Source organism: Okeania sp. SIO1H4, from assembly GCF_010672695.1.
GTDB classification, from domain to species: domain Bacteria; phylum Cyanobacteriota; class Cyanobacteriia; order Cyanobacteriales; family Microcoleaceae; genus Okeania; species Okeania hirsuta.
In genome coordinates, this window is the sequence record NZ_JAAHGB010000007.1 from 371,021 (window position 1) to 395,810 (window position 24,790).

Genomic DNA, 24,790 nt, shown 5'->3' on the forward strand with positions numbered 1-24,790 from the left:
TGCTGATGAAAGTCAATAAAACACAGATAGTAAAGAATATTTTCTAGTCTGTGGAAACCAGCTTTTACAGTAGGGAAAATCTTCATTGCAACTTCAGAAAAACCCATACTTACTCTCTAGAGAAAATGTCTGGGAAATGTCATAAAAATTCAAGCTAACAGTCTGAATAGAAGCTGTAAAAACTTCAAAATAGGGAGCAATAATAATCGAATGACTGTCAAAGCAAGTGGTGGAAGCTCAGTTGCACGTCCGCAACTATATCAAACTGTACCAGTATCAACTATTTCTCAAGCGGAACAACAAGACCGCTTTTTAGGAAAAGGAGAACTAGATGAACTAGCAACTTTTTTTAGTTCAGGAGCAAAACGTTTAGAAATTGCTCAGATACTGACTAATAATTCAGAAAGAATTGTTTCTGTTGCTGCCAATACTATTTTTACTGGTGGTTCGCCTTTAGCCTTTTTAGAAAAGCCAGATGAAGAAGAAATGGCCATGAGTGCTGTTACGGCTGCAACAACATCAGTTTCTGAAGGCATGAAGCTAGGTACTGTTACTTATGTAGAGAACAAGAAAGGAAACAACCCATTGCAGGGTATACGCTCGCTGTTCACTAATTTAGGAGCTAGTAGTGCTGGCCCTGTACCTGCCGGTTTTAGGCCAATTAGTGTGTCTCGGTATGGTCCAGTTAATATGACCAAATCCTTGCGGGATTTATCTTGGTTCTTACGCTATATTACTTACGCTATTGTGGCGGGAGACCCTAATATTATCTCAGTCAACGTTCGTGGTTTAAGAGAAATCATTGAGAATGCCTGTTCCTCTGCAGCTACAATTGTAGCTATCCAACAGATGCGACAAGCTTCGATTAGATATTTTCAAGACCAGGAAGCAAGGGAAATTGTTGCGCAATACTTTGATGTCCTTTTAACTGAATTCCGTGGCTCAACACCCTCTAATAAGCAACGCCGGGGTCAAAGTTCAGACCAACAAGGTTTAGCACTACCACAAATTTACTTTAATGCTGCTGAAAAGCGACAAAAATTTGTGATGAAACCTGGTTTGTCTAATTTTGAGAAACAGGATGTCATTAAAGCTGCTTATCGCCAGGTATTTGAGAGGGATATTTTCCGAGCTTATAGTCTGAATATTTCCTACCTAGAATCTCAAGCGAAGAATTGCGAAATCTCCATGAAAGAGTTTATCCGTCGTTTGGGTAAATCTCCTTTGTACCGGAAACAGTTTTATGAAGGTTTTGTCAATAGTCGTGTTGTGGAATTGGCAGCTCGTCACTTTTTGGGTAGGGGTTTGAGTTCGCCCCAAGAGTTCAGCAAATACTTTAACATTGTTACCAAAGGTGGTTTGTCAGCTTTGGTAGATGCCATGGTGGACTCTCAAGAATACTCGGATTATTTTGGCGAAGAGACCTTACCATATCTCCGTGGTTTAGGTCAAGAGGCTCAGGAATGTCGTAACTGGGGACCACAAATCGATCTGTTTAACTTCAGTGCCCCTTTCCGCAAAGTACCTCAATTTGTTACCTTATTTGCTGACTACAATCAGCCCTTGCCAGACCAACACGTTTATGGTAGGGGTAACGATCCATTAGAAATCCAGTTTGGGGCAATCTTCCCGAAAGAAACCCGTAGTCCCAAAAATCGTCCTGCACCTTTTGGCAAAGATACTCGCCGGATTCTAATTCATCAGGGTGCTGGTATTGATAGCCAAATTAGTAACCCTGGTGCAAGAGCTAAAAATCCTGGTTCTCTTGGTCCAAAGGTTTTCAAACTTGACCAACTGCCTGGAGGTTATGTTAGTAGTGGTTTCAGTAACTCTGGTGGCAGCAACGGTGCTAGCATTAAGTTCTCTGAAAGTTCTACTCAAAAAATTATTACAGCCGCTTATCGTCAGGTATTCGGTCGTGATGTTTACGATGGTCAGCGTCTAAAGAGTGCTGAGAACAAACTAGAAAATGGTGATATCACTATTCGCGAGTTCATTCGTGCTTTAGCGAAGTCTGATACTTTCCGTAATATGTACTGGAGTTCTTTGTATGTGTGCAAAGCTATTGAGTACATTCATCGGCGGTTGTTAGGTCGTCCGACTTATGGACGTAAGGAAATTAATTCTTACTTCGATATTTGTGCCAAGAAGGGTTTCTATGCTCTAGTAGATGCAATCATCGATAGTCAAGAATACAATGAATCTTTTGGAGAAGATACTATTCCTTATGAACGTTATCTAACTCCTGGTGGTTTGTCATTACGAAATACAAGAGTTGGCAGTATTGGTGACAAAAATCTACAAGTTGAGAAAGAAGTTACGCCAAGATTTGTGGAGTTGGGTACTCCTGCCGAAATGCGCACTGAACCTGATATTGAGTTCCGGGTTGGTCAAGGTGTTAACAAGCAACGGGAGCAGTCTAAGGTATTTAAGTTGACAAGTACCCAAGATAAGCAACAGGTGAAATTGATTATTGCTGCTGCTTATCGTCAGATTTTTGAACGCGATATCGATCCTTACATTGTTAAGAGTGAGTTCTCTTCCTTAGAAAGTAAGTTAGGCAATGATGAAATCAACCTCAAGGAATTTATTGAAGGGTTAGGTTGTTCTAAACTTTATGTTAAGGAGTTTTATACACCCTATCCTAATACTAAGGTAATTGAACTTGGTACTAAACATTTCTTAGGACGTGCTCCTCGCAATCAAGTTGAGATTCGTAAGTATAATCAGATTCTGGCAACTTTGGGTATTAAAGGTTTTATCAACGCTATGGTGAATAGTGCTGAGTATATTGAGATGTTTGGGGAGGATACTGTTCCTTATCGTCGCTTCCCGACTCTACCTGCTGCTAATTTCCCGAATACTGAAAAACTGTATAACCAGTTAACTAAGCAAAATGATGATTTGGTTATACCGAGTTTTGAACCTGTAGCTATAGCTGACCGCAGTTAAACCAGTAATTATTTTTCTGAGGTTTTAAATTGCATTTATCCTCTGCTATAGATTTTTTATAGCAGGGGATTTTTTATAGTAGAAGGAAGAGGGAAAAGGGAAGGAAAAAAGGGAAATAATATTAGAGAGGCAGGTAATAATGTACTAAGTCAGATTTGGTGATACGTTAAATTATTCTCTGCTGCCTGTTACTAGCAAGTGCTAAAGTAGCGTATTTATATAAAACCCGATTATATAATACCAATTACCAAAAGTAATGCTATACTTCAACAGTCAAATAGTTACCAAAACAAAGAACAAGCAATAAAAATATCAAAAGCGGTCTGATTTTACTTTGAAATTAATTTTAATCAGGAGATTACAGGTATAGAAGTTGACAGTTTTATGAACTACATAATAGTTTTGATTAAATCAAGTAATTTCATTTTTTTTGCGTTGAATTATGTCTAGCTACTTAAGTTATTTTTTTTAATCCTGCAAGGTTTTTTTATAGTATAGCAGAATCAAAAAAGAAGAAGGAAAAAGGAAGAAGGAAAAATATTGCTTTGTCTAATACCAAATTCAAAAAAGGCAGTTACATCTTAATTTGTGATTTATTCCTAAAAGAAAAAATTATAAATTCTATAAATTCTAAAATTTCCACTTTTTTTCCTCTTTAATATTTATGTTTTTCTTTCTCTGTTCCCTGTTCCCTGTTCCCTGTGTCTTCACTGTAACAATATTTTATGAAATTGGTATAAGTTTTAAGCTTTTGATATGTCAGCACCCTTTCTTTCCACTGTTGTATATTTCTAGCATGGCTATTTAAATTTGTCTTGAAGTAAAGCTAAAAAATAAAAAATCATAATAAATCAAAGAGGATTTTGAAATTTATTTTCTAGATAAAATTACTTTTAGATTTTCTTGAATTAGTAATACCTGCTGTTAATAAAAATGTCATTTGAATAAAAAATAATTAAAAGAGAAAAATTATTTTTATCTCAGATAAATGATTTTTGAATATTGAAAAATTTTGTAACTATTCGGATTGTAAAATTTTGTAACTATTCGGAGAATTAGCGTTGCCCTCAATCTCTAAAAGGGCTAATATACATAGGATTTCATAAAATCAAGGAGCCTAAATTCCTCTCTGGAATTAAATCTACAAATTACAATATGTCAAAGACTTATACTGTTGAAATTCAACACCAGGGACAAACTCACACTATTCAGGTGCCAGATGATCAAAAAATATTAGAGGTTGCTGAGGAAGCTGAACTAGGTTTGCCTAATTCTTGCAACGCAGGGGTTTGTACAACCTGTGCAGCAAAAATTATTGGAGAGGGTACTGTAGATCAAGCTGATGGTATGGGAGTTGGTCCAGAACTCCAAGCAGAGGGTTATGTCTTATTATGTGTTGCCTATCCTCGGTCTAATTTAAAGATAGAAACTGGAAAGGAAGATGAGGTTTACGATCGCCAATTTGGTTCTTCATAAATAGCTTCAAAATGAATGAAAAGGAAGACTTGAAAATTAATAATTAATAATTAATAATTACCTCTCCTAGAAAAGAAAAGGTAAAAGGAAAAATTTTTCTTCTCTTGGTCGAAACGACCGCTTTTTTATCCTTTAAAGGAGAGGCTTTAAAGCTTAATTATTCGGTAAATAAAGTTTATTTCGTAAACTAATTAACTTAAAATTGTACAGATAACTGATAACTGAAATGACTACTCATTTTATTAATGCTGAAATTGACCTGCAAGAATCACCAAATAAACTCAATCAAGAAATTGAAAAAGAGTTAGAAAGGCGTGGCGAACCTCTACGTTGGGCAGTAACAAAGATAGATACAGAAAAACAAACAGCTCATGTAGAAGCTGTTGTAATTGAATCAGAAAGTTTAAGCACTAATGCTTAATTAGTTATTCATGCTTTTTGATTGATAATTGTTGAGTGTAGGGTTGGGTTTATCTAAGATAATACCTAACCTAAAATTATTTTTAATAGAGTTTAAAAATTAGCTTTCCTGCTGAAATTATTGAATCAAAAACTTGTTAAAACTTTTGAACTTACTTTTTGACTTTTGACCTTCGACTTAAAACCTTATACAGTAGTCTTAATTATTCCCACTGGTATCGGTGCATCTATTGGTGGTTATGCTGGTGATGCTTTACCAGTGGCACGAGCGATCGCGCAAACTTGCGACCTCCTAATTACTCACCCCAATGTTCTGAATGGGGCACAACTCTATTGGCCATTATCTAATGCTCTCTATGTAGAAGGCTATGCCCTTGACAAATTTGCTCAGGGATGGTATGGATTAAAACCTGTACATCAAAACCGAGTCGGTTTAATCCTTGACCAAGGCATTGAACCAGAATTGCAACTGCGCCATTTACAAGCCGCGGATGCGACTAGAGCAACTTTAGGGCTAAATCTCACAGATTATATAATTACAGATGCTCCACTAGAAGTACAATTACAAAAATCTGATTCTGGAGCATCCTGGGGCACAATAGCTAATTCAGATAGTTTGCTACGAGCAGCAGAAACTCTAATTCACAAAGCTAAAGCAGAAGCGATCGCTGTTGTTGCCAGATTTCCCGATGATGAAGGTAGTACAGGATTACAATTATATCGCCATGGACAAGGAGTTGACCCTTTAGCTGGTGCAGAAGCAGTTATTAGTCATCTGATTGTCAAAACTTTTCAGGTTCCCTGTGCTCATGCTCCTGCTTTATTACCTCTACCTTTAGACCCTAACTTATCGCCTCGGTCTGCTGCGGAAGAAATTGGTTACACATTTTTACCTTGTGTATTAGTGGGGTTGAGTCGAGCGCCACAATTAGTAAACACAAAAGATACTCCCCTACTGACTAATACCATTTTGGCAAAACAAGTAGATGCTGTGGTTGTACCTGCTACTGCTTGTGGCGGTAGTGCAGTAATGAGTTTCAGTCAAACTCCAGCGCAAATTATTGCTGTTAGAGAAAATCAAACTCAAATGCAAGCTTCACCAGAAAGTTTGGGGATAAAAGCATTAGAGGTTAATTCATATTTGGAGGCGTTGGGGGTATTGGTTGCTCATCGGTCTGGCATTAATCCAGAAGCTTTAAGGCCAGAAATATTACCAATTGCTAAAATTCAGTAGTACAGTAGTCGAAGCAAAGGTTAGGACATATAAACCCACATTCCGCACCACAAAATGTATTATAATAGAAGAAGGAGTCAGGAGACAACCCACCCCTAACCCCTCCTGTGTAGGGGAAGACAGGAGTCAGAATTTAGGAGAAAATCATAGCTATCGTGATTGAGTACATAATCAAGCAAGTATTTATGCTTAATTGTTTACTCGGAATTTGATCAACGAAAAAAGTAATTGAGATGATTTGCATAGTATAAATAGGGTTTGCTGAAAAAGTCTTTTAGTAGGGGTAGGAGGCAACTCACCCCTAACCCCTCCTGTGTAGGGGAAGACAGGAGAAATGGGTCGGGAGCGAGGAGGTAGGAGTAACAATTGTCAATTTGAGATTTTTCTGTCCAACTATGAGCCTAAAATACGAGCCATGCATGAGCATGAATAGCTGAAAAATTTGCACTGCAATTCGACCCCAAAAAGGCACTTGTCTTTATATGTCAATGCTTTTAGATTTAATCAGCAAGCTCTAAATACCTACCAAGCCACGGTTTTTTTTATACTACTTTTAATGTTGCAAAATGAAGTGCGGAATGTGGGATAAAAAGCTTACAGCAGTTTTCTAGTGGATGAGGTACATCTTGGGAGTAGCGGTGCGACCCCGCGTCGGCAACAAACGCAAGGGAATGCTGACTCCTGTGAGGGAACGCGCACCAAGAGAGGGAGTAGGAAAGAGGGGATAGAGATTAATATTGAACTGTACCTCACTATCTTAAAAAGTGCGGTCAAACTCAGACAAGGCAAGGTTTTTCCTTGTTCCTTCTTTCTTCTTCCTTCTTTCTTCTGCTATACCATCCTGTACAATAGTTAAATATAAAATCCAAACTTAATTTGATGGCGGACAAGTGACAGAGCAAATTCCTGAAAATCCAGAAATCGAGCCTCTAACTCGTACTCAAGTATTGGTGGCAATGGGAGTAACAGCATTGGTACTACTGGCAATCTCTAAAACCTGCTTGCTACTTGGTGTTAATTTATTACCTGTGAGTTGGAATCCAAGAGCATTATTGTGGGGAGTAGCGATCGCTTTAGGTATTACTATCGCCAGTTCCTTAGTTTATCGCATTTGGCCTACCTACCGTCGTAGTGCAGATCAATATCTTAAATTAGTTGTGACTCCTTTGTTATGGCCCGATTTAATCTGGTTGGGGTTACTACCAGGATTGAGTGAAGAATTGTTATTTCGAGGTGTAATTTTGTCTGCCTTGGGATTGGATACAGTGGCATTAATTGCTTCAAGTATTTTCTTTGGTGTTTTACATTTGAGTGGTAAGCAACAATGGCCTTATATGATTTGGGCAATAATAGTTGGAATGGTGTTGGGATATAGTGCTTTAGCAACAGGTAATTTATTAATACCAATTATTGCGCACATTTTGACAAATTTGATTTCTAGTAGTACGTGGAAATGGGAACATAATTAGGGTTTGCTTATGGAAAGTCTTTTTGCTGGGGTAGGAGACAGGAGATAGGAGACAGGAGACAGGAGAAATGGGTCGGGAGCGAGGAGGTAGGAGTAAGAATTGTCAGAGTGATTTTTCGGCTTTTGCTTCCCGAAAATCCTCACTTTTTTAACCTAAGCTACCGAAAAGCTCATACTTTTTCAAGACATAAAAAGCCTAAAACCAATATCAGTCAATGGTTTTATATTTAATCAGCAAGCCCTAATTACAAATAGAGATCTTCACAAAAGAGGGAGTAGGGATTCAAGAATTTAGAATTTAGAATTTAGAATTAAGAGTTTAGAATTACCTCTTCTTATAAATAAGAAGATTGAATAAAAGGATTTTTTTTCTTCTCTTGGTCGATTGGATATGGCGAGGAGACCCGTTCTTGCAGACCCGCTCCGAAGATCGCCATCCCATCCTACGGAATGCTCCACAAACGACCGCTTTTTCTCCATGAATGGAGAGGCTTGATACCTGAATTTTTCGGTAAGGGAAAATAATTGATAATTTATGTGAGATAATTGATTTTATTTTTTATTATTGGACATTTCTAATAGTCACAAAGAGTTTAATGATTATGGTTAAAACTGATAATGTTAGTCTCCAGTTTGGCTGGATAATTCTAACAAATACTAATTCTAATTTAATTACATATATAGAGACTTAATAATTTAAGATGACAGAATCAGGGTTTGATTTTAGCCACTACTATACATATCAAGAAGTGGTAAGTTTTTTGCATCAAATGAGTGAAAGTAATCCCCATTTGATTAAGTTAGAAGTTATTGGTAAAAGCTATGGTGGATTAGATATTTTCTTAGCTACTGTTACTAATCAAAATACAGGAAAAGCAAAAGAAAAACCTGGATATTGGATTGATGCTAATATTCATGCTGGAGAAGTTACAGGTTCTGCTGTTGCTCTATATATTATTTATCATCTACTAAATAATTATGCTAGGGAACCTCAAATTACTCGTTTATTAGATAACTACACAGTTTATGTATTACCTCGTATTGCTGTTGATGGAGCAGAACAATATTTAACAACTCCCCAAAGATTGCGATCGAGTATTCGTCATTATCCATATCCCGAAGAACGTGATGGACTCCACTGGGAAGATATAAACGGGGATGGGTTAATTTTGCAGATGCGACTCAAGGATGATTGTGGAGCGTGGAAAATTTCGCCAGAAGACCCAAGAATAATGGTGCGTCGCGAACCTGATGAATTTGGAGGTACTTACTACACTATTCTGCCAGAGGGAATTATCAAAAACTATAACGGTTACGATATTAAAATTGCTCCCGCATTAGAAGGAATGGATTTTAATCGCAACTATCCTTATAAATGGCAACCGGAGGGAAAACAAAAAGGTGCTGGAGATTTTCCTTTTTCTGAACCGGAAACTCGTGCTGTAGCAGAATTTTGGCGCGAGCATTCTAATATTAATGGTTTTATTAGTTATCATACCTTTTCTGCGGTAATTTTACGTCCTTATAGCATTTACCCAGACGACCGTTTGCCTGTGGAGGATTTGGAAATTTACAAGTTGATTGGGGAAAAGGGTACTGAAATTACTGGTTATGAATGTGTTTCGGTTTATCATAACTTTTGCTATCCTGCTAATCGGAAGACTTATGGTGCAATGGATGATTATTGTTATGAGCGCTTTGGTTGGTTTGGTTTTGTTATAGAACTTTGGGATGCACCTACGGCAGCGGGAGTTAAGAAGGAAGATTATGTTAAGTGGTTACAACGCCATCCTGTTTCAGATGATTTGAAATTGATGCAGTGGAATGATGAAAAGTTGGGTGGGAAGGGTTTTATTGACTGGCAACCGTTTGAACATCCACAACTAGGTACTGTAGAAATTGGTGGATGGAATCATAAGGAGGTTTGGCAAAATGCTCCTGTGGAATATTTACAAAAGTTGTGCGAACAACATTGTCAGTTTGCTATTTCTCATGCTTTGATGTCTCCTCGTTTGGCAGTGAGTCAGACCGTTGTTGAGCATCAGGGTGGGGATATTTATTTGGTAGTGGTGCAGTTGGAAAATCAGGGATTTTTGCCTACTTATACCAGTGAAAAAGCTAGGGAAGGAAAAAGTGTTCGACCTATAGAGGTTATGTTGACTTTGCCTGAAAGTGTAATGTTGCTTAGTGGGAAGCAGTTACAGGAAATAGGTCATTTAGAGGGGCGATCGAATAAAGCGTTTGCTAATTCTGCTCGAGGTAATGATTATCGTTGTCATGTTGAGTGGGTAGTTAAAGGTTTTGCTGGTTGTGAAATTGAAATTACGGCGTGGGGGCAACGTGCGGGTGTGGTGAAAACTGTGATTACTTTAAAATAATGGCGTTGCTGAAAATCGTGTATGGTATTAATCTTAATTAGATATCTCCAGAAAAGAGGGAGTAGGCAGCTTTGCTGTAGGCAGTAGGGAGAAAGAATTGATATATCTAGTGTGAGAATTGATTTTATTTTGGATTTTTACCAGATGTCTATTCTTTAGGAGTCAACCCATCCCTAACCCCTCCCAGGAGGGGGAGTCAGGAGAACCGAGTCAGGAGAGAAGAAATAAGAAGAAAGAGTAGTATCAGAGAAAGTTTTGGTAGTCCTGTATATGTAGTGATCAAATGGTGGTCAGGCGATATAGCTGCCGCTAGGATCCGCCAACGCTTCATTATAATTATCAATGAAATACCAAATAACTCCTAAATGGTTTTATAGCTTTTTAGAAAAGGATAAACTCTTTCTGACCAACCGAGAAATTCTTTGACGCCAAGTATTATAGCAATGAGCGCTGGTATATTTACAAATTGCAGGAGTGGCCAAATAGCTAAAAATCTTATATTATCGGCAATTTATTCCCCCAGATGAGCTGTTGCCTGTTGCCTGTTGCCTGCGCACAGCGCTATATTTAATCTTTCTATATAAGCTGTTAAACCTGTTTCTTTCCCCACTGATTTATGTCTTAAATCAGGAAAAACAAGATCGTAAGCTGACCAAAAATCTGTATAACAAACTGCACAGTGTCTATAGATACCTGGTCATGAATTCCACAATCCTAATGCCCCTTTTTCTCCTCTTTCCCCTAAGTAAAAACCCACAATTTCTTTACTGTCTATATCCATAGCTAACCAGAGCCATTGTTTGTGATTTTTATTACCTACAAATGACCACATTTCATCAAATTGGATAGTGAGTTTATATCATGTCCGTTGGTATCGTTTGTGTAAAAGTTAGCGTGGATATCTACAGGAAATTTAAGTTTTTTTCTTGCTCAATTGCCTTCCTGTTTGTTGCCTTCCGGAGCTGTTGCCTGTTGCCTACCTTTGCTATACAATACCGATGCTACCGGACATGATATTACCTGTTTTTTTTGTACATTTAATAGACTGTGAAACATGAGCATACTTATTAGACTTGTCGCTTTATAACTTAAAAATCCCCCAAAAACCTTGTTATGTAAAGATTGTAGCTATTGGATGGCAAAAATGCTGGGAATTATTGCTCTGTCTAGGTTAGAGTGATTTTTTCCCTTTATTTAGCGACAACTCTATTATTGACCTGATTCTGGAGCCATTTTTATGACACACCTATTACAGGAATTATACCAGCCAAACTAATTTTTTCTAGTAATAACTGATCAATCAGTTCTTTGGTTTCATGACTAATATAATTTCTGTGACTATTTTCGACAAATTTTCAGAGACTATTTTGACATTGATATTTTTGTTTTTTGTTGTGAATAGTCCCGTTTTTGACAATATAATTACTACCACAACTAGGACATATTAATTGATAATTTGACATCTGAATTATAGAGATTTTTTTATGATTACTGTCATAGATAATAGCATACTTTTTTTCAGGATACTTGGGATTGATTCCTGATATTTTTATTTCTGATTATATGTAGCGATCGCCTAGGCAATAATTTTGATTTTTTTTAAGCAGGAAAAACTTAATATTTTCAAGATTAATGTCAAGAACTAATCATTTATATTGACTGATCACTACATATACAGGACTACCGAAAGTTTTTTGTTAACTAATTATCCAGGCATGATATCATACCTCAAATCACCAACACCAAAATAATTATGTATTATGCCATGTCCGGTTGAATACTTATAACCTACATTCCGCACGACAAAATGTCGTATAAAAAATAGGAGACAGGAGACAGCTATACTGGAGACAGGAGACAGGAGACAATTATAGTTGTCAATAGGAGTAAGTAATATCATGTCCGGTAGCATCGGTATTGTATAGCAAAGGTAGGCAACAGGGAACACTTAACTGGGAACAGGGAACAGGCAGGAATACTTAAGGGCAATAAAAAAAACTTAAATTCCCTGTAGATATTCACCCTTGGGTTTACACAAACGCGCCCCAGCGGACATGATATAATTGAGTATTTATACTTAATATTTTCCTGAGAATCTGACTGCTGAGAAAGGTCAAATGTAGGAGCTATATAGTATAAATATCTACCAAGTTATATCATGTCCGGTAGCATCGGTATTGTATAGCAAAGGTAGGCAACAGGCAACAGGCAACAGGCAACAGGCAACAAACAGGAAGGCAATTTAGCAAGAAAAAAACTTAAATTTCCTGTAGATATCCACGCTAACTTTTACACAAACGATACCAACGGACATGATATTACGGATTTTTCTACTACTTTTATGTTACAAATTGAAGTACGAATGTGAGTTATAAATAACGATGAAGGAGTCAGGAGTTAAGAAGAGAAGAAAGTTTTTCCTGAACGCTATTAAACGGAAATGATATCACCTAACACTTAAAACTTTCTTTTTATCAACCAGTTATTTCAGTTGCCAAGGCTGATTTATTCTGTTTTTTTCTGCATAAGAACAGACAAGTTAGTTGATTTAATTTCATTTTAATGAGAGCTTTCACTCAAATTTCCAGGAATTATAACACTACGCGCTGGGAGTGGAAAGTAGGGTAGGATAACCACCAAGTTTAAATATAGCAATCTTCATCAGAACTTTAAAATACTCCATTCTTATTTAAAGATTTGATGAAGATCAGCAAAAATTGATGTTTTTTCAAAAAAAAAAGTTCATAATAGTAAGTGTGAATTTCAACTAACTTATTAACCTCAACTAAGTAACCTAGATATATCTGCTATGTATTTTGTAGTCAAGCATAGCAGATTTTTTCTTGTTTCAAAAACTATGAACTACATCATGTCCGTATAAACCCAAACAACCGATTTAAGTCTCTACCAATACAGTAACCGCTGCTACAGCAATTAACATTTCATCATTTTTATCTTCCAATTCAGCGATCGCCCTACCCTGTATTACCATACCCCCATCTTCAATAGTGATACTTTTCTGGCCAAAAGGCAATACAGCTAAAACTTCTTCTACCTTCACCTCTTCTGGATAAGGTACAGCAACCTGTACTTCTACAATCATTTCATTGGGATGACTTAAACCTGCTACTTCCCAGACTCCGGGTAAAGCATTATGAGCGATCGCATTTCTGACAGCTCTAGCTGCAGCTACTGTTGGTTCCTGGCCATGTTGGTCTATCCCCATACCCATTTCAATAATTAAACGTTTTCTCGTCATAACTACCCAAAATTAACTACAATTTGTTCAAAATAATAGAATCACCAGGAATTTCCCAGTGATATCATCTCCGGTAGGATCGTAGCGTATATAGAATTAAGTTTCAATTAAAAGAAACCCTTTCCTACGGAATGCTACGCAAACAGCATAGCAGCATAGCTGCCCTCTGCTTTCCTTCCACCAAAGTATAAGTATTCAAGCGGACGTGATATGATTCTATTATCCTATGCTTTGAAGAAGGAGACAGGAGACAGGAGACAGGAGACAGGAGGAAAATTACTTATGGATAGTCAACGAAGGGCCGCTCCGCGTCTACGCTCCCCCAAGTAATTTTGAACACTCCAGTTGACGGTGGGGTATTAAACCCACAAAGAAAATGATCAAAAAAAACTGATAGCTTTCAGCAATGGTATACAACTCGAAACAAAGTTTGTTAAAAATTAAATTGAGACAACTGTAAAAACTACCAACATATTCATTATCATTTATAAGAGTTGTCGCTAAATAGAGGGAAGAAATCGCTCCAACCTAGACAGAGCAATAATTCCAATACTTTTGTATTACTAATAGCTACAATCCTTACAGAATAAAGGTTTTGGGGATTTTTTAAGTTATCAAGCGACAAGTCTATTGGTTAGCCAAAAAACTAAAATTATATGACAGAATCAAAAGCTAAAGTTAGAAAAGCAGTAATTCCAGCAGCAGGTTTTGGTACGCGGATGTTTCCAGCTACTAAAGTTGTCAAAAAAGAACTCTTTCCAATTATTGACAAGGATGGTAGAGCAAAACCGATAATTCAAATAATTGTGGAAGAAGCCATAAGTGCAGGAATAGAAAATGTGGGAATAGTAATACAAAAAAGCGATTTCCAAGTTTTTAAAGATTTTTTCCAAGCTATCCCTAGTTATTATCAGAAACTTTCACCAGAGAAACAAGAATATTGTGAATATTTACAAAATTTAGGCAGTAAAATTACTCTATTAACTCAGTCAGAACAAGCTGGTTATGGTCATGCAGTTTTCTGTGCTAAAGAGTGGGTGGGAGATGAACCTTTTGTGTTATTACTAGGAGACCATATTTATACTTCAGAGGTAAAAAAATCTTGTGCAAGTCAAATTTTGCAAGTCTACGAACAGACCAATAAAAGTGTAATTGGCGTGAGAATAATACCAGGGACAGAAATACATCATTATGGTTGTATTAGTGGGAGTTTAGTTGCCGATGGCATAATTAATATAGATACAATTTATGAAAAACCAGAACTAAATTATGCCAGACAAAAACTTCATGTGGCAGGAATGAAAGAAGATGAATTTCTAGGAGTTTTTGGCATATATTTATTGACAGCAAAAATATTTGATTACCTAGAAGAAAATATCAAACAAAATGTTAGAGAAAAAGGTGAATTTCAACTGACATCTTGTTTGGATAAATTGCAAAAAACAGAAGGAATGAACGGGTATTTGGTAAAAGGGAGATGCTTTGACACCGGAATGCCAGATGTGTATTGGCAGACAATGATTGATTTTCGTAATACTTGATAGTATCATTGTAGAGAAAAATTTAGAAAACAAGGGAAAAACTTACTATGACTCATTTTGGTTTAATATGTCCCGGATCGACAGGACACCTAAACACAATGCTTCCCTTGGGGCAAGAATTAAAAAGGCGCGGTCATCGCGTTACTATGATCGGGGTGCTTGATGCTGAAGCTAAAACATTAGCAGCAGGATTAGAATTTCTAGCTTATGGTACAGAAGAATATCCCAAAGGAGGGATGGCAGAATCTTTAAATCAGCTGAGTAAACTTAGCGGGTTAGCTGCCTTTCGCTATACCATTAACCTATTTAAAGACGGGGCAAATGTTTTGCTTCGGGATGCTCCGCAAGTTATCAAAAATGCTGGCGTAGATGCTTTACTAATTGACCAAGCTTCATCAGCAGGTTCGATCGCCGATTTTCTCAACATTCCTTTTATCACTATCTGTAGCGCAGTAGTATTAAATCCAGATGAGAATGTCCCCCCTTATTTGACCAACTGGAAATATAGCACCGCCTGGTGGGCAAAATTACGCAATCAAGCTGGTTATGCTTTGTATAAACGGCTGAGAAAACCGATCGCGCAAGTAGTAGCTGAGTATCGTCGCCAATGGAATTTACCTCTATACTCTCAACTTGGTGATGCTTATTCTCAACTAGCTCAAATTAGTCACCAACCTGCTGAGTTAGAATTTCCCAGGAAAAATTTGCCCCAGTGGTTTCATTTTACTGGACCCTATCATTATTCCAGTAGTCGAGAACCTGTTTGCTTTCCTTGGGATAAATTGACAGGAAAACCTCTGATTTATGCTTCTATGGGAACTGTGCAAAATCGTCTGATTGATGTCTTTTATAAAATTGCAGCAGCTTGTGAGGGGTTGGATGCTCAGTTAGTAATTTCTCTGGGTGGGTCTGCAACTCCAGAATCTCTACCCAACTTGCCAGGAAGTCCTTTAGTTGTGGAATATGCGCCCCAGTTAGAATTGCTCAAGAAAGTCACTCTTACTATTACTCATGCAGGTATGAATACAACTTTGGAATGTTTAAATAATGCAGTGCCAATGGTTGCTATTCCTATTGCTAACGACCAACCAGGAATAGCAGCGCGAATTGCTTGGAGTGGAGCAGGGGAAGCTGTACCTCTGAAACGTTTGACTGTACCTAGGTTAAAAAACGCCATTTCCCAGGTATTAACACAACCTTCATATAAACAAAATGCTTTGAGACTACAGAAAGCGATCGATACAGCAGGTGGGGTAACTCGTGCTGCTGATATTATTGAACAAGCAGTATCTATAAAAAAACCAGTCTTATCTGAAACTATAAACTAGGAAAAAACTAATTATGACTCATTTTGGTGCTATCTGTCCTACACAATTTACAGGACATCTAAACACAATGCTACCTTTGGCGCAAGAATTAAAAAGGCGGGGTCATCGCGTCACCTTTATTGGAATAGTTGGTTATGAAGCCAAGGTACTAGAAGCAGGATTAGAATATCTTGGCTATGGCAAAGAAGAATTTCCTGAAGGGGCAATGACAGAGTATTTGCATCATCTGAGTAAACTCAGCGGGATACCTGCTTTCCGCTATATTATAGTTAAAATTTTAAAAAAAGAGGCAAACGCTTTGCTTCAGGATACTCCACAACTGATCAAAGATGCTGGCATTGATGCTTTACTGATTGACTCAGTTTCAACAGGAGGGGTAGCGATCGCCGAGCTTCTGGAAATTCCTTTTATCACTATTTATAGCGTAGTGCTATCTCTTCAAGAGAATACCGTTCCTCCTATTTTCACTAACTGGAAATATAACCCCACCTGGTGGGCAAAACTGCGTAACGAATTTGAGTACCGTAGGTCTAGACGCTGGACTAAACCTTTGATAGATGTGGTGAGTAAATATCGTACTCAATGGAATTTACCTTTGCAACCTCAGTCTAATACTCCTAATTATCAACTGGCTCAAATTAGTCAACAACCTGCTGAGTTGGAATTTCCCAGGGAAAATTTGCCTGAGTGGTTTCATTTCACCGGACCTTATCATTATTCAGGTACTAGAGAACCTGTTCCCTTCCCTTGGGATAAGTTGACAGGAAAACCTTTGATTTATGCTTCTCTGGGGAGTTTAGTAAATCGTTTTGTTGATGTCTTTTATAAAATTGCAGCAGCTTGTGAAGGGTTAGATGCTCAGTTAGTTATTTCTCTTGGTGGTTCGGCAACTCCAGAATCTCTACCCGACTTACCCGGAAATCCCCTAGTTGTCAAATATGCTCCTCAGTTAGAAATGCTGCAAAAAGTTACTCTGACTATTACTCATGCAGGTCTGAACACAACTCTAGAATGTTTAAATAATGCAGTACCAATGGTTGCTATTCCTATTGCTTTTGACCAACCTGGAGTAGCAGCACGAATAGCTTGGAGTGGAGCAGGGGAAGCAATACCAGTGCAGCGTTTGACTGTAGCTCGATTAAGAAAAGCAATTTCCAAAGTGCTAACACAACCGTCATATAAACAAAATGCTTTGAGATTACAGTCAGCAATTCAGCGATCGGGTGGGGTAACTCGTGCTGCTGATATTATTGAACAAGCAGTATCTACAGGAAAACCTGTCTTAGCAGGAACTATCTAACTAGAAAACAACTTATTGTGACTCATTTTGGTGCGATCTGTCCTACACAATTTACAGGACATCTAAATACAATGCTACCTTTGGCACAAGAATTAAAAAGGCGAGGTCATCGCGTCACCTTTATTGGAATAGTTGGTTATGAAGCTAAGGTATTGGCAGCAGGATTGGAATATCTTGACTATGGTCAAGAAGACCTTTCTCCAGAGGCAATGAAAAAATCTTTGTATCATTTAAGTCAACTCAGTGGAATAGCTGCTTTACGTTATGGTATTCAGCTCAAAAAAAATGGGGCGAATGTTTTACTTAAGGATGCTCCACAACTTATTAAAAATGCTGGCATAGATGCTTTGCTCATTGACTCAATTTCAATCGCAGGAGGAACGATCGCCGATCTTTTGGAAATTCCTTTTATTACTATTTGTAGTGCAGTGGTATTTCATCTAGATTATGCTATTCCACCTCATTTTAAAAGTTGGGAATATAACCCTACCTTGTGGGGAAAACTCCGCAACCTATCTGCTTATACCTGGTCTGGACTACTCAGAAAACCTGTGAGAGATTTGATAGCAGAGTATCGTCGCCAATGGAATTTGCCTTTGTACTCTCATCCTAATGATGTATATTCCCAACTAGCTCAAATTAGTCAACAACCTGCTGAGTTAGAATTTCCCAGGGAAAATTTGCCTAAGTGGTTTCATTTCACAGGACCCTATCATTATTCAGGCACTAGAGAACCTGTTCCCTTCCCTTGGGATAAGTTGACTGGGAAACCTTTGATTTACGCTTCTCTGGGAAGCTTAGTAAATCGTTTTATTGATGTCTTTGATAAAATTGCAGCAGCTTGTGACGGGTTGGATGCTCAGTTAGTAATGTCTCTGGGGGGTTCGGCAACTCCAGAATCTCTACCGAACTTACCGGGAAATCCCCTAGTTGTCAAATATGCACCTCAGTTAGAACTGCTGCAAAAAGTTACTCTGACTATTACTCATGCAGGAATGAACACAACTCTAGAATGTTTAAACAATGGAGTACCAATGATTGCTATTCCTATTGCTCTGGATCAACCAGGAATAGCAGCACGAATAGCTTGGAGTGGAGCAGGGGAAGCTATACCACTGAAGCGTTTGACTGTGGAACGGTTACGAACAGAAATTTCCCAGGTACTAACACAACCTTCATATAAACAAAATGCTTTAAGATTACAGTCAGCAATTAAGCGATCAGGTGGAGTAACTCGTGCTGCTGATATTATTGAACAGGCAGTTTCTACAGGGAAACCAGTCTTAGCTGAAACGATAAACTAGGAAGGCAGAAACAATTTTTCAACTTCTACTTTTCTCCTGATCTGAAATCCGGTTATACATTTGTCGCACTTTATATAGCGCTGTGCGCAGGCAACAGCTCCGGAAGAGGGAATAAAAAACCTTTGAAGAAGGAGACAGGAGACAGGAGACAGGAGACAGGAGACAGGAGACAGGAGACAGGAGACAGGAGACAGGAGACAGGAGACAGGAGACAGGAGACAGGAGACAGGAGACAGGAGACAGGAGACAGGAGACAATGTTGTGAGTTTATGTAGTGCGTCTGCTCTAATATCGGCGACTTTCTTGTGAACCTTTGCTAGTTTTTTTACTGCTTTGCGTCTGTTTTTAGAACCAATAACTTTTTTGCTGACTGCACGTTGATGGCGAACTAATTGTTTTTTGGCTTGCCTATAGGCTTTAACGTTGGCAAATTTACTGCCATCAGAACAGGTTGCTAATGTATTTATGCCTATATCTACGCCAATAGTTTCTCCAACTTTTTCTGTTGGAGCTGGTTCAAAATCATATTTAAAACTGATGTACCAACTATCTGCTTTTTTTGATATTCTCACATTTTTAACTGGTACAGATGGTAAGATTTCATAAGTTTTTACTATTCCTATTCTTGGTAGTTGTATGTAATTTCCTTGAATAATCTTGATACTACCTTCTAAGTAAAAACTGTCTTTTCTACCTTTTTTCTTCAAGACTGGAAATCCACATTTAGGAATAGTTAGAAAGTTTTTAAATGCCCTCTCTAAATCTCTTAATGCTTGTTGTGGGGCACCCGATCGATACCTCATAATACCAAGGATTAATTGATTTGACTTCAGCTACTAAACGCTTATGCAGGGTGATGGCGCTTGGGCGTTTTTTAGTTTCTTCGTACTCTTTTATACAGGTTGCCAATCCCCAGTTATAAGCATGACGAGCTACTCCTGCGTGTTTGGCAAGTATTGTTTTCTGCTGATTGTTAACTTTTAATTTGGTCTTAATTGATTGCATTTGAACACGCACACCATGAAAAAAAGTCTCTGATAGTTTAAAAAAGTTTAATATACCATAGCAGATAATCAGCAGGTTTTCAAGATTTATTAATATTTTTCCAACTTTGTCCAATTATTCGGCTTCAGTAGTTAGCCCCATAGCAATAAAAACCAAGGGATTTTGAAATTTGGTATTAACCACGCATATTTTCTCAGTGCAGGAACAGTAAAAGGAATTAAAAAACGAAGGGAACGTAGAGATATAGGACAATTACCATTCTCATCTACAATATTATATTTTTCAGCAAGTTCAGCAACAATCCGCACCTTACCCGTATGACTCATAATACTTGGTTCAGCAGCCAGATTCGCAATAACTCTACCTGTAAACAAAGGAGTTTCCCAATTTTCACGATCGCCAAAAATATCTACAGTATTACTTTGACTCAATTGATTGGTAAAATTAATTATATGCTCTGTACCGACAATCCCCGGCCAAATAGATATAGAAGCAATATTATCTGCTTTTAACTCTACTGCCATATCTGCTGCCAGGCGATCGCTTGCTGCCTTACCCGCACCATAAGCAGCACCAAATAGATAAGACATACTACCCCAGGAAGAGATAGTAAAGATAATTCCCCCCCCACGAGGAGCCATCATTCGGGCAGCAAATACACTGCTAATATAGTGACTGCGAAGACCGACATTATTAACCAGATCCCAAAGACTAGGTTCAGATTTCCAGAATGGCCGACCGTAGGCATCTCTAATGGCCTTTACTCCTGAGAAGACATTGTTCACTAATATATGGAGTTGCCCCTGTTGTTCATTTTCAATGCGCTCAAAGAGTAACCGTACTTGCTCGTCATCCGCATGATCTACTTGAACGGGAATACACTTACCACCAGCTTTTTCAATAGCTAACTGTGTTTCCTGGAGAGTACCGGAAACGCCATCATTAACACAAGGTTTTTCGAGACTACGACCTGTAATATAGATAGTAGCACCGGCCTCACCTAAACCTATTGCAATGCCCTTACCTATACCCCGCGTTGCTCCTGTAACCAATGCTACTTTACCTTTCAGGTCTGTCATAATTACTTACTATAGTTTACCAAATACAGTTTAGCGAAAAACGATGCTTCAACCAAACTTATCAGAGATTTTACAGTTCTGGTGGTTAGTTCCGTTGCTATTGAGTATATTAGGACTTTTTTTCAGTCTCTGGATTGTAGTTCCTGCTCCGAATTCTTTTCTTTTACCTTTGGCAGTGGCAACTCCAGAAATTAGCCCTTGGCTGATTTGCCTGAATCTGCTTGCGCTGATACTAACAGTTTTTGTTCACAAAACTTGGTGGTCTGCTCTCATCTTCATCTGTAGCTTACTTGGCCTAATATTAAGTTTACTTCCACTGAGCCAGCTAGCTACTACCAACACTAACTTTGCTGTTGAGATGGAGACGGTTTTGGGAACAGACTATTTACAAAGTGTTCCTGAAGACTTAAAAGCCCAAATGCGTCCCCAACCATTTGTCCTTGCAGATGTTTTTCGTGGGCTTCCTAAAAAGGAAGTTCAGACTCAAAGAGGTATTGTCTTTGCCAGTCCCGATGGAGTAGACCTCAAACTAAATGTTTACCAGCCTTTAGTTACACAAAAGTTGCAGAACTTTCCTACTGTGGTAATTGTCTACGGTGGAGCTTGGAGACAAGGCAGTCCTGATAATTATGAGAGGTTTAGTTGTTACATAGCAGCTCAAGGCTACTCAGTAATAGCTATTGATTACCGCCATGCACCCAAGTATAAATTTCCCGCTCAACTCGAAGATGTACGAGCAGCCTTGCAGTATATTCAAGCCCATGCGGATAATTTGGAAGTAGATATTGAACGCATAGCGATAATGGGTCGTTCAGCAGGAGGCCATTTAGCAACTCTGGCTGCTTACGAGCAAGGTGCTATGCCTTTTCGAGCAGTGGTAAGTTACTACGCACCTAGTGACTTAATAGAACAGTTCCGCAATCTACCTTTTCCCAATCCTATCAATATAAATACTGTCCTGCGGGATTTTTTGGGAGGAACACCAGACGAACTCTTAGAACTGTATCAAAAAGCTTCTCCCAAAAGTTATGTTAGACCTGCTCTTCCCCCTTCTTTACTGGTTTATGCAGGTCGCGACCATATCGTAGAACCTAAGTTTGGACGAGTTTTATACAATCAACTGCGAGCAACTGGCAACCAGGCTATTTTTTTAGAAATCCCCTGGGCAGAACACTCCTTTGACGCAGTTTTTCCTGGGATTAGCAATCAGCTTGCTTTGTATTATACCGAACGCTTTTTAGCATCTGTGCTTCACGGGGTGATATAGAATCCGTAATTAGATGGGGAGTAGGGGAGTAGGGAAGTAGGGGAGTAGGGCAGGGCTAATTCTTTGTCGTAGCGAGAATATTTGCAACCCTATTTTTTGTTGAGTTCCTGTGCTTTCTACACTCCCCACACTCCCCACACCTCCCACACTCCCCACACCTCCCACACTCCCCACACCTCCCACACTCCCCACCCCCTCCTCTTTTTTTCTAGGCGTGACAATAAATTCACCCTGGGGGAGTAGGGGAGATGGGGAGCTTGAGAAATATTTGGTAATGGTTGAAGATGGAACATTTTTTTATACCGAATTCAACGGACTTGATATGAAAATAGCTTCAAAACCATTGTGGGATAATGGTTTCAACTATTACAACGCTTTTCACTCTTGATGAACCACATCTTCACAAGCAAAATCTTGTAGGGGCGATTCGCGTAATTAGGAGCATTCCGTAGGAAATCGCTCCTACTGTGGTTTACCCAAATGAAAACCGCTGTAAGACCCTGTCTAAAATATTGATTTTTCGCGTTTGATAATAATAATCATTTTAGGACTTACGCAGATACGCTATATATAGCCCTCAAAACTATTGTCCAATAGTCATTGGACTCTATACATAGTGCCTTTGCGTAAGTCCTGATATCATGTCCGTTTATATCGTTTGTGTAAACCCAAGGGTGAATATCTACAGGAAATGATGGTTTTTTTCTTGCGAGGGTAGCCTTCTTCCCTCTTCCCTCTTTCTTCTTCCTTACCTTTGCTATACAAGACCGATGCTACCGGACATGATATGATTTATCAAAATAATATGGGTCTAATATAAAATCCGGTTATACAGTTATCGCACTTTCTACTTCCATTCAATGCAGACATAAAATGCCGGAATATCCCCAGATCACTCCAACTCTCATCCTTTCTGACTCCTGACTCCTGACTCCTCTCATCATACAATAACTAATTATCCAGATAAGATCAGGACTTACGCAAATTCTTAGACAGTACGCTATCAGTAGGGTGCGAATGCCATTCGCCCCTACAATATATGGCGCTTGGTGCGTAATTCCTGATAATATGGGTCGTGCAACCCCGCCTTTTAAGGCGCAATATTTTTGGAGAGTTGCTCACGCATCCCCATTACAAAAATAAATTCTGTAGGGGCGTTAAAGTTATGTTTCCTTGTTGCTAAATATCAACGCACCATCTTCAAGTGCCCCATGACGAATCATTTTCTTGTCACGCTGGTAGTTCTGCGGGTAGAACCAGGGTTCGCAGTCACCCTGCTTCGGGAATAAGTGCATCACCCGCTGGATATAGCCAGAAGAAAAATCTTTGATTAAAGATCGTCCTTGCATATTCCCATCTCGATCGCGCAAACGTGGCGTACACTGACGAAATCCCATCTTGTCCATGTAGTTAACCAACCGACACACATATTCCGCCACGAGTTCGGCACGCAGAGTCCAGGAAGCATTGATGTAGCCAAAGACCGAGACCAGGTTCGGTATATCCGAATACATCATACCCTTATAAGTATAGGCATTCGGAAATTCAATTGCCTGGTTGTCTACACTGAATTGCACGCCACCGAGTATAATCATGTTTAGCCCTGTCGCTGTAACAATGAGGTCAGCTTCTAACTCTTTGCCCGATTTCAGGAGTATACCCTTCTCAGTGAAGGTCTCAATTATATCAGTGATGACGGAGGCATTACCTGACTTGATTGCCTCAAATAAATCGCCGTTCGGTGCGAGACAAAGGCGCTGGTCCCAAGGGTTGTAGCGTGGGGTGAAATGAGTCTCGACATCGTAGTCATCTCCAAGTTCTTTGCGGACCAGCTCGAGCAGTTTCTGCTTAACCTTCTCAGGTTTCGTGCGCGTAGCACGGTAAAGTAATTGTTGGCGTTGGATATACTTCCAACGAAGTATAGCATAAGCCAGCTTTTTGGGCATGAACTTGTTTAAGAGATTGGCAAGCACATCAGACTCAGAGTTTGAGACAACATAAGTAGGCGATCGCTGCAACATTACTACGTGTTTTGCATCCTTTGCAATTTCCGGGATTAGGGTAATTGCAGTAGCCCCAGAGCCAATGACAACCACTTTCTGATCGCGATAGTTGAGGTTTTCTGGCCAATCCTGTGGATGAACTATTTCCCCCTTGAAGGACTCCATCCCTTTGAATTTAGGTGTATAACCCTCTTTGTAACTGTAATACCCAGAACACATTAGAAGGAAGTTGCAGCTAAAGAGAAGGGTCTCAGCCGTCTTCTTGCATTCAGTTTCAACTGTCCAGACAGCGCGATCGCTTGACCAACTAGCTTTCTTCACCAGGAGACTATAGCGAATGTGTTTGTCAATGCCGTTCTCGGAGGCTGTTTCCTGAATATATTTCAAAATTGATGGCCCGTCAGCAATAGATTTGGCTTTGGGCCAGGGCTTAAAGCTATAACCCAGGGTATACATATCACTATCGGAGCGGATGCCTGGATAACGGAAGAAGTCCCAAGTTCCGCCCATTGAGTCTCTACCTTCCAGAATGATGTAGTTTTTGCTGGGACACTTGAGCTGTAGATAGTAAGCGGCTGCGATACCAGAAAGTCCAGCTCCGACAATTGCAATATCAAAGTGTTTCGTGGACATGATTTAATTCTCCTCTCTTCTTATTTGGCTGCGAACCCGCTCACCTCACTGTTTTTTACATTCTAAATCTTCTACGCGAAAAAAAATATATACAGCTAACTGTCTTACCTTAGAATTAAGCACGTCAATATAAGTGAGTTATC

At 38.9% G+C, this 24,790-nt stretch carries 19 protein-coding genes and 2 pseudogenes; 13 read left to right on the forward strand and 8 right to left on the reverse strand.

The features are described 5' to 3' along the window. The first annotated feature begins 210 nt into the window (after positions 1-210). The 7 genes from F6K06_RS08990 (at position 211) to F6K06_RS09020 (ending at position 9,928) form a co-directional block, all read left to right on the forward strand. Complete coding sequence (locus F6K06_RS08990) at positions 211-2,952, forward strand: phycobilisome rod-core linker polypeptide (protein ID WP_287241334.1); 2,742 nt, start codon at positions 211-213, stop codon at positions 2,950-2,952. A 1,155-nt stretch (positions 2,953-4,107) separates the two neighbouring features. Next, the gene (locus F6K06_RS08995) at positions 4,108-4,428 is read left to right on the forward strand and encodes a 2Fe-2S iron-sulfur cluster-binding protein (RefSeq protein WP_287241336.1); all 321 of its coding nucleotides are present in this window, start codon (positions 4,108-4,110) and stop codon (positions 4,426-4,428) included. Positions 4,429-4,654: 226 nt separating this feature from the next. Continuing rightward, positions 4,655-4,849: a hypothetical protein gene (locus tag F6K06_RS09000; RefSeq protein WP_124143173.1), complete on the forward strand. Its 195-nt coding sequence runs from the start codon at positions 4,655-4,657 to the stop codon at positions 4,847-4,849. A 165-nt stretch (positions 4,850-5,014) separates the two neighbouring features. After that, positions 5,015-6,082 (forward strand): DUF3326 domain-containing protein, encoded by a 1,068-nt coding sequence (locus tag F6K06_RS09005; protein ID WP_287241338.1) that lies wholly within the window; start codon positions 5,015-5,017, stop codon positions 6,080-6,082. Continuing rightward, positions 6,066-6,245 (forward strand): hypothetical protein, encoded by a 180-nt coding sequence (locus F6K06_RS09010; protein WP_124143175.1) that lies wholly within the window; start codon positions 6,066-6,068, stop codon positions 6,243-6,245. The genes F6K06_RS09005 and F6K06_RS09010 overlap by 17 nt, the downstream gene beginning before the upstream one ends. Before the next feature lie 727 nt (positions 6,246-6,972). After that, positions 6,973-7,551 carry a CPBP family intramembrane glutamic endopeptidase gene (locus tag F6K06_RS09015; RefSeq protein ID WP_287241340.1) on the forward strand — a complete coding sequence of 193 codons (579 nt, stop codon included), beginning with the start codon at positions 6,973-6,975 and terminating at the stop codon, positions 7,549-7,551. A 700-nt stretch (positions 7,552-8,251) separates the two neighbouring features. Beyond that, positions 8,252-9,928: a M14 family metallopeptidase gene (locus F6K06_RS09020; protein WP_287241342.1), complete on the forward strand. Its 1,677-nt coding sequence runs from the start codon at positions 8,252-8,254 to the stop codon at positions 9,926-9,928. 565 nt (positions 9,929-10,493) lie between these two features. Here F6K06_RS09020 and F6K06_RS09025 read toward each other — a convergent pair. Both F6K06_RS09025 and F6K06_RS09030 read right to left on the reverse strand, forming a co-directional pair. After that, a pseudogene (locus F6K06_RS09025) lies at positions 10,494-10,784 on the reverse strand (IS1 family transposase); the annotation flags it as partial. 2,040 nt (positions 10,785-12,824) lie between these two features. Further along, the gene (locus F6K06_RS09030) at positions 12,825-13,187 is read right to left on the reverse strand and encodes a Lin0512 family protein (RefSeq protein WP_124143178.1); all 363 of its coding nucleotides are present in this window, start codon (positions 13,185-13,187) and stop codon (positions 12,825-12,827) included. A 656-nt stretch (positions 13,188-13,843) separates the two neighbouring features. Between F6K06_RS09030 and F6K06_RS09035 the strand changes: the two genes are divergently transcribed. The 5 genes from F6K06_RS09035 to F6K06_RS09055 all read left to right on the forward strand — a co-directional run bounded on the left by F6K06_RS09035 (position 13,844) and on the right by F6K06_RS09055 (position 18,935). Then, on the forward strand, positions 13,844-14,728 hold the full coding sequence (locus tag F6K06_RS09035) for a UTP--glucose-1-phosphate uridylyltransferase (protein ID WP_124143179.1): 885 nt from the start codon (positions 13,844-13,846) through the stop codon (positions 14,726-14,728). A gap of 47 nt (positions 14,729-14,775) precedes the next feature. Then, positions 14,776-16,056: a glycosyltransferase gene (locus tag F6K06_RS09040; RefSeq protein WP_124143180.1), complete on the forward strand. Its 1,281-nt coding sequence runs from the start codon at positions 14,776-14,778 to the stop codon at positions 16,054-16,056. 13 nt (positions 16,057-16,069) lie between these two features. Beyond that, on the forward strand, positions 16,070-17,356 hold the full coding sequence (locus tag F6K06_RS09045; protein WP_287241343.1) for a glycosyltransferase: 1,287 nt from the start codon (positions 16,070-16,072) through the stop codon (positions 17,354-17,356). 17 nt (positions 17,357-17,373) lie between these two features. Further along, positions 17,374-18,660 (forward strand): glycosyltransferase, encoded by a 1,287-nt coding sequence (locus tag F6K06_RS09050; RefSeq protein WP_124143182.1) that lies wholly within the window; start codon positions 17,374-17,376, stop codon positions 18,658-18,660. 122 nt (positions 18,661-18,782) lie between these two features. Further along, positions 18,783-18,935 (forward strand): hypothetical protein, encoded by a 153-nt coding sequence (locus tag F6K06_RS09055; RefSeq protein ID WP_287323220.1) that lies wholly within the window; start codon positions 18,783-18,785, stop codon positions 18,933-18,935. A 42-nt stretch (positions 18,936-18,977) separates the two neighbouring features. Here the strand turns inward: F6K06_RS09055 and F6K06_RS09060 are convergent. The 3 genes and pseudogenes from F6K06_RS09060 to F6K06_RS09070 form a co-directional block, all read right to left on the reverse strand. Next, positions 18,978-19,463 (reverse strand): annotated as a pseudogene (locus F6K06_RS09060) (RNA-guided endonuclease InsQ/TnpB family protein); the annotation flags it as partial. Further along, entirely contained in the window at positions 19,405-19,779 is a 375-nt protein-coding gene (locus tag F6K06_RS09065) for a helix-turn-helix domain-containing protein (protein WP_287240161.1), read from the reverse strand. The gene F6K06_RS09065 and the pseudogene F6K06_RS09060, both read right to left, overlap by 59 nt. Before the next feature lie 17 nt (positions 19,780-19,796). Beyond that, positions 19,797-20,744 carry an SDR family NAD(P)-dependent oxidoreductase gene (locus F6K06_RS09070; protein WP_287240158.1) on the reverse strand — a complete coding sequence of 316 codons (948 nt, stop codon included), beginning with the start codon at positions 20,742-20,744 and terminating at the stop codon, positions 19,797-19,799. A 43-nt stretch (positions 20,745-20,787) separates the two neighbouring features. Here F6K06_RS09070 and F6K06_RS09075 point away from each other — a divergent pair, with 43 nt between their 5' ends. Beyond that, positions 20,788-22,011, forward strand: coding sequence for an alpha/beta hydrolase (locus tag F6K06_RS09075; protein ID WP_287240156.1), 1,224 nt, complete (start codon positions 20,788-20,790; stop codon positions 22,009-22,011). 9 nt (positions 22,012-22,020) lie between these two features. Here F6K06_RS09075 and F6K06_RS09080 read toward each other — a convergent pair whose 3' ends face one another. From F6K06_RS09080 to F6K06_RS09090, 3 genes are all read right to left on the reverse strand, one after another. Next, the gene (locus F6K06_RS09080) at positions 22,021-22,203 is read right to left on the reverse strand and encodes a hypothetical protein (RefSeq protein WP_192901338.1); all 183 of its coding nucleotides are present in this window, start codon (positions 22,201-22,203) and stop codon (positions 22,021-22,023) included. Positions 22,204-22,650: 447 nt separating this feature from the next. Then, complete coding sequence (locus F6K06_RS09085) at positions 22,651-22,776, reverse strand: hypothetical protein (RefSeq protein ID WP_287323216.1); 126 nt, start codon at positions 22,774-22,776, stop codon at positions 22,651-22,653. A 398-nt stretch (positions 22,777-23,174) separates the two neighbouring features. Continuing rightward, on the reverse strand, positions 23,175-24,647 hold the full coding sequence (locus tag F6K06_RS09090; protein WP_287240151.1) for an NAD(P)/FAD-dependent oxidoreductase: 1,473 nt from the start codon (positions 24,645-24,647) through the stop codon (positions 23,175-23,177). Positions 24,648-24,790: the final 143 nt, after the last annotated feature.

What these genes read in the sequence shown, in the direction of transcription:
- F6K06_RS09040 (WP_124143180.1), top strand. Translation starts at nt 14,776, where the DNA reads ATGACTCATTTTGGTTTAATATGTCCCGGATCGACAGGACACCTAAAC.
- F6K06_RS09020 (WP_287241342.1), top strand. Translation starts at nt 8,252, where the DNA reads ATGACAGAATCAGGGTTTGATTTTAGCCACTACTATACATATCAAGAA.
- F6K06_RS09070 (WP_287240158.1), bottom strand. Translation starts at nt 20,744, where the DNA reads ATGACAGACCTGAAAGGTAAAGTAGCATTGGTTACAGGAGCAACGCGG.
- F6K06_RS09030 (WP_124143178.1), bottom strand. Translation starts at nt 13,187, where the DNA reads ATGACGAGAAAACGTTTAATTATTGAAATGGGTATGGGGATAGACCAA.
- F6K06_RS08995 (WP_287241336.1), top strand. Translation starts at nt 4,108, where the DNA reads ATGTCAAAGACTTATACTGTTGAAATTCAACACCAGGGACAAACTCAC.
- F6K06_RS09090 (WP_287240151.1), bottom strand. Translation starts at nt 24,647, where the DNA reads ATGTCCACGAAACACTTTGATATTGCAATTGTCGGAGCTGGACTTTCT.
- F6K06_RS09075 (WP_287240156.1), top strand. Translation starts at nt 20,788, where the DNA reads ATGCTTCAACCAAACTTATCAGAGATTTTACAGTTCTGGTGGTTAGTT.
- F6K06_RS09000 (WP_124143173.1), top strand. Translation starts at nt 4,655, where the DNA reads ATGACTACTCATTTTATTAATGCTGAAATTGACCTGCAAGAATCACCA.
- F6K06_RS08990 (WP_287241334.1), top strand. Translation starts at nt 211, where the DNA reads ATGACTGTCAAAGCAAGTGGTGGAAGCTCAGTTGCACGTCCGCAACTA.
- F6K06_RS09035 (WP_124143179.1), top strand. Translation starts at nt 13,844, where the DNA reads ATGACAGAATCAAAAGCTAAAGTTAGAAAAGCAGTAATTCCAGCAGCA.
- F6K06_RS09045 (WP_287241343.1), top strand. Translation starts at nt 16,070, where the DNA reads ATGACTCATTTTGGTGCTATCTGTCCTACACAATTTACAGGACATCTA.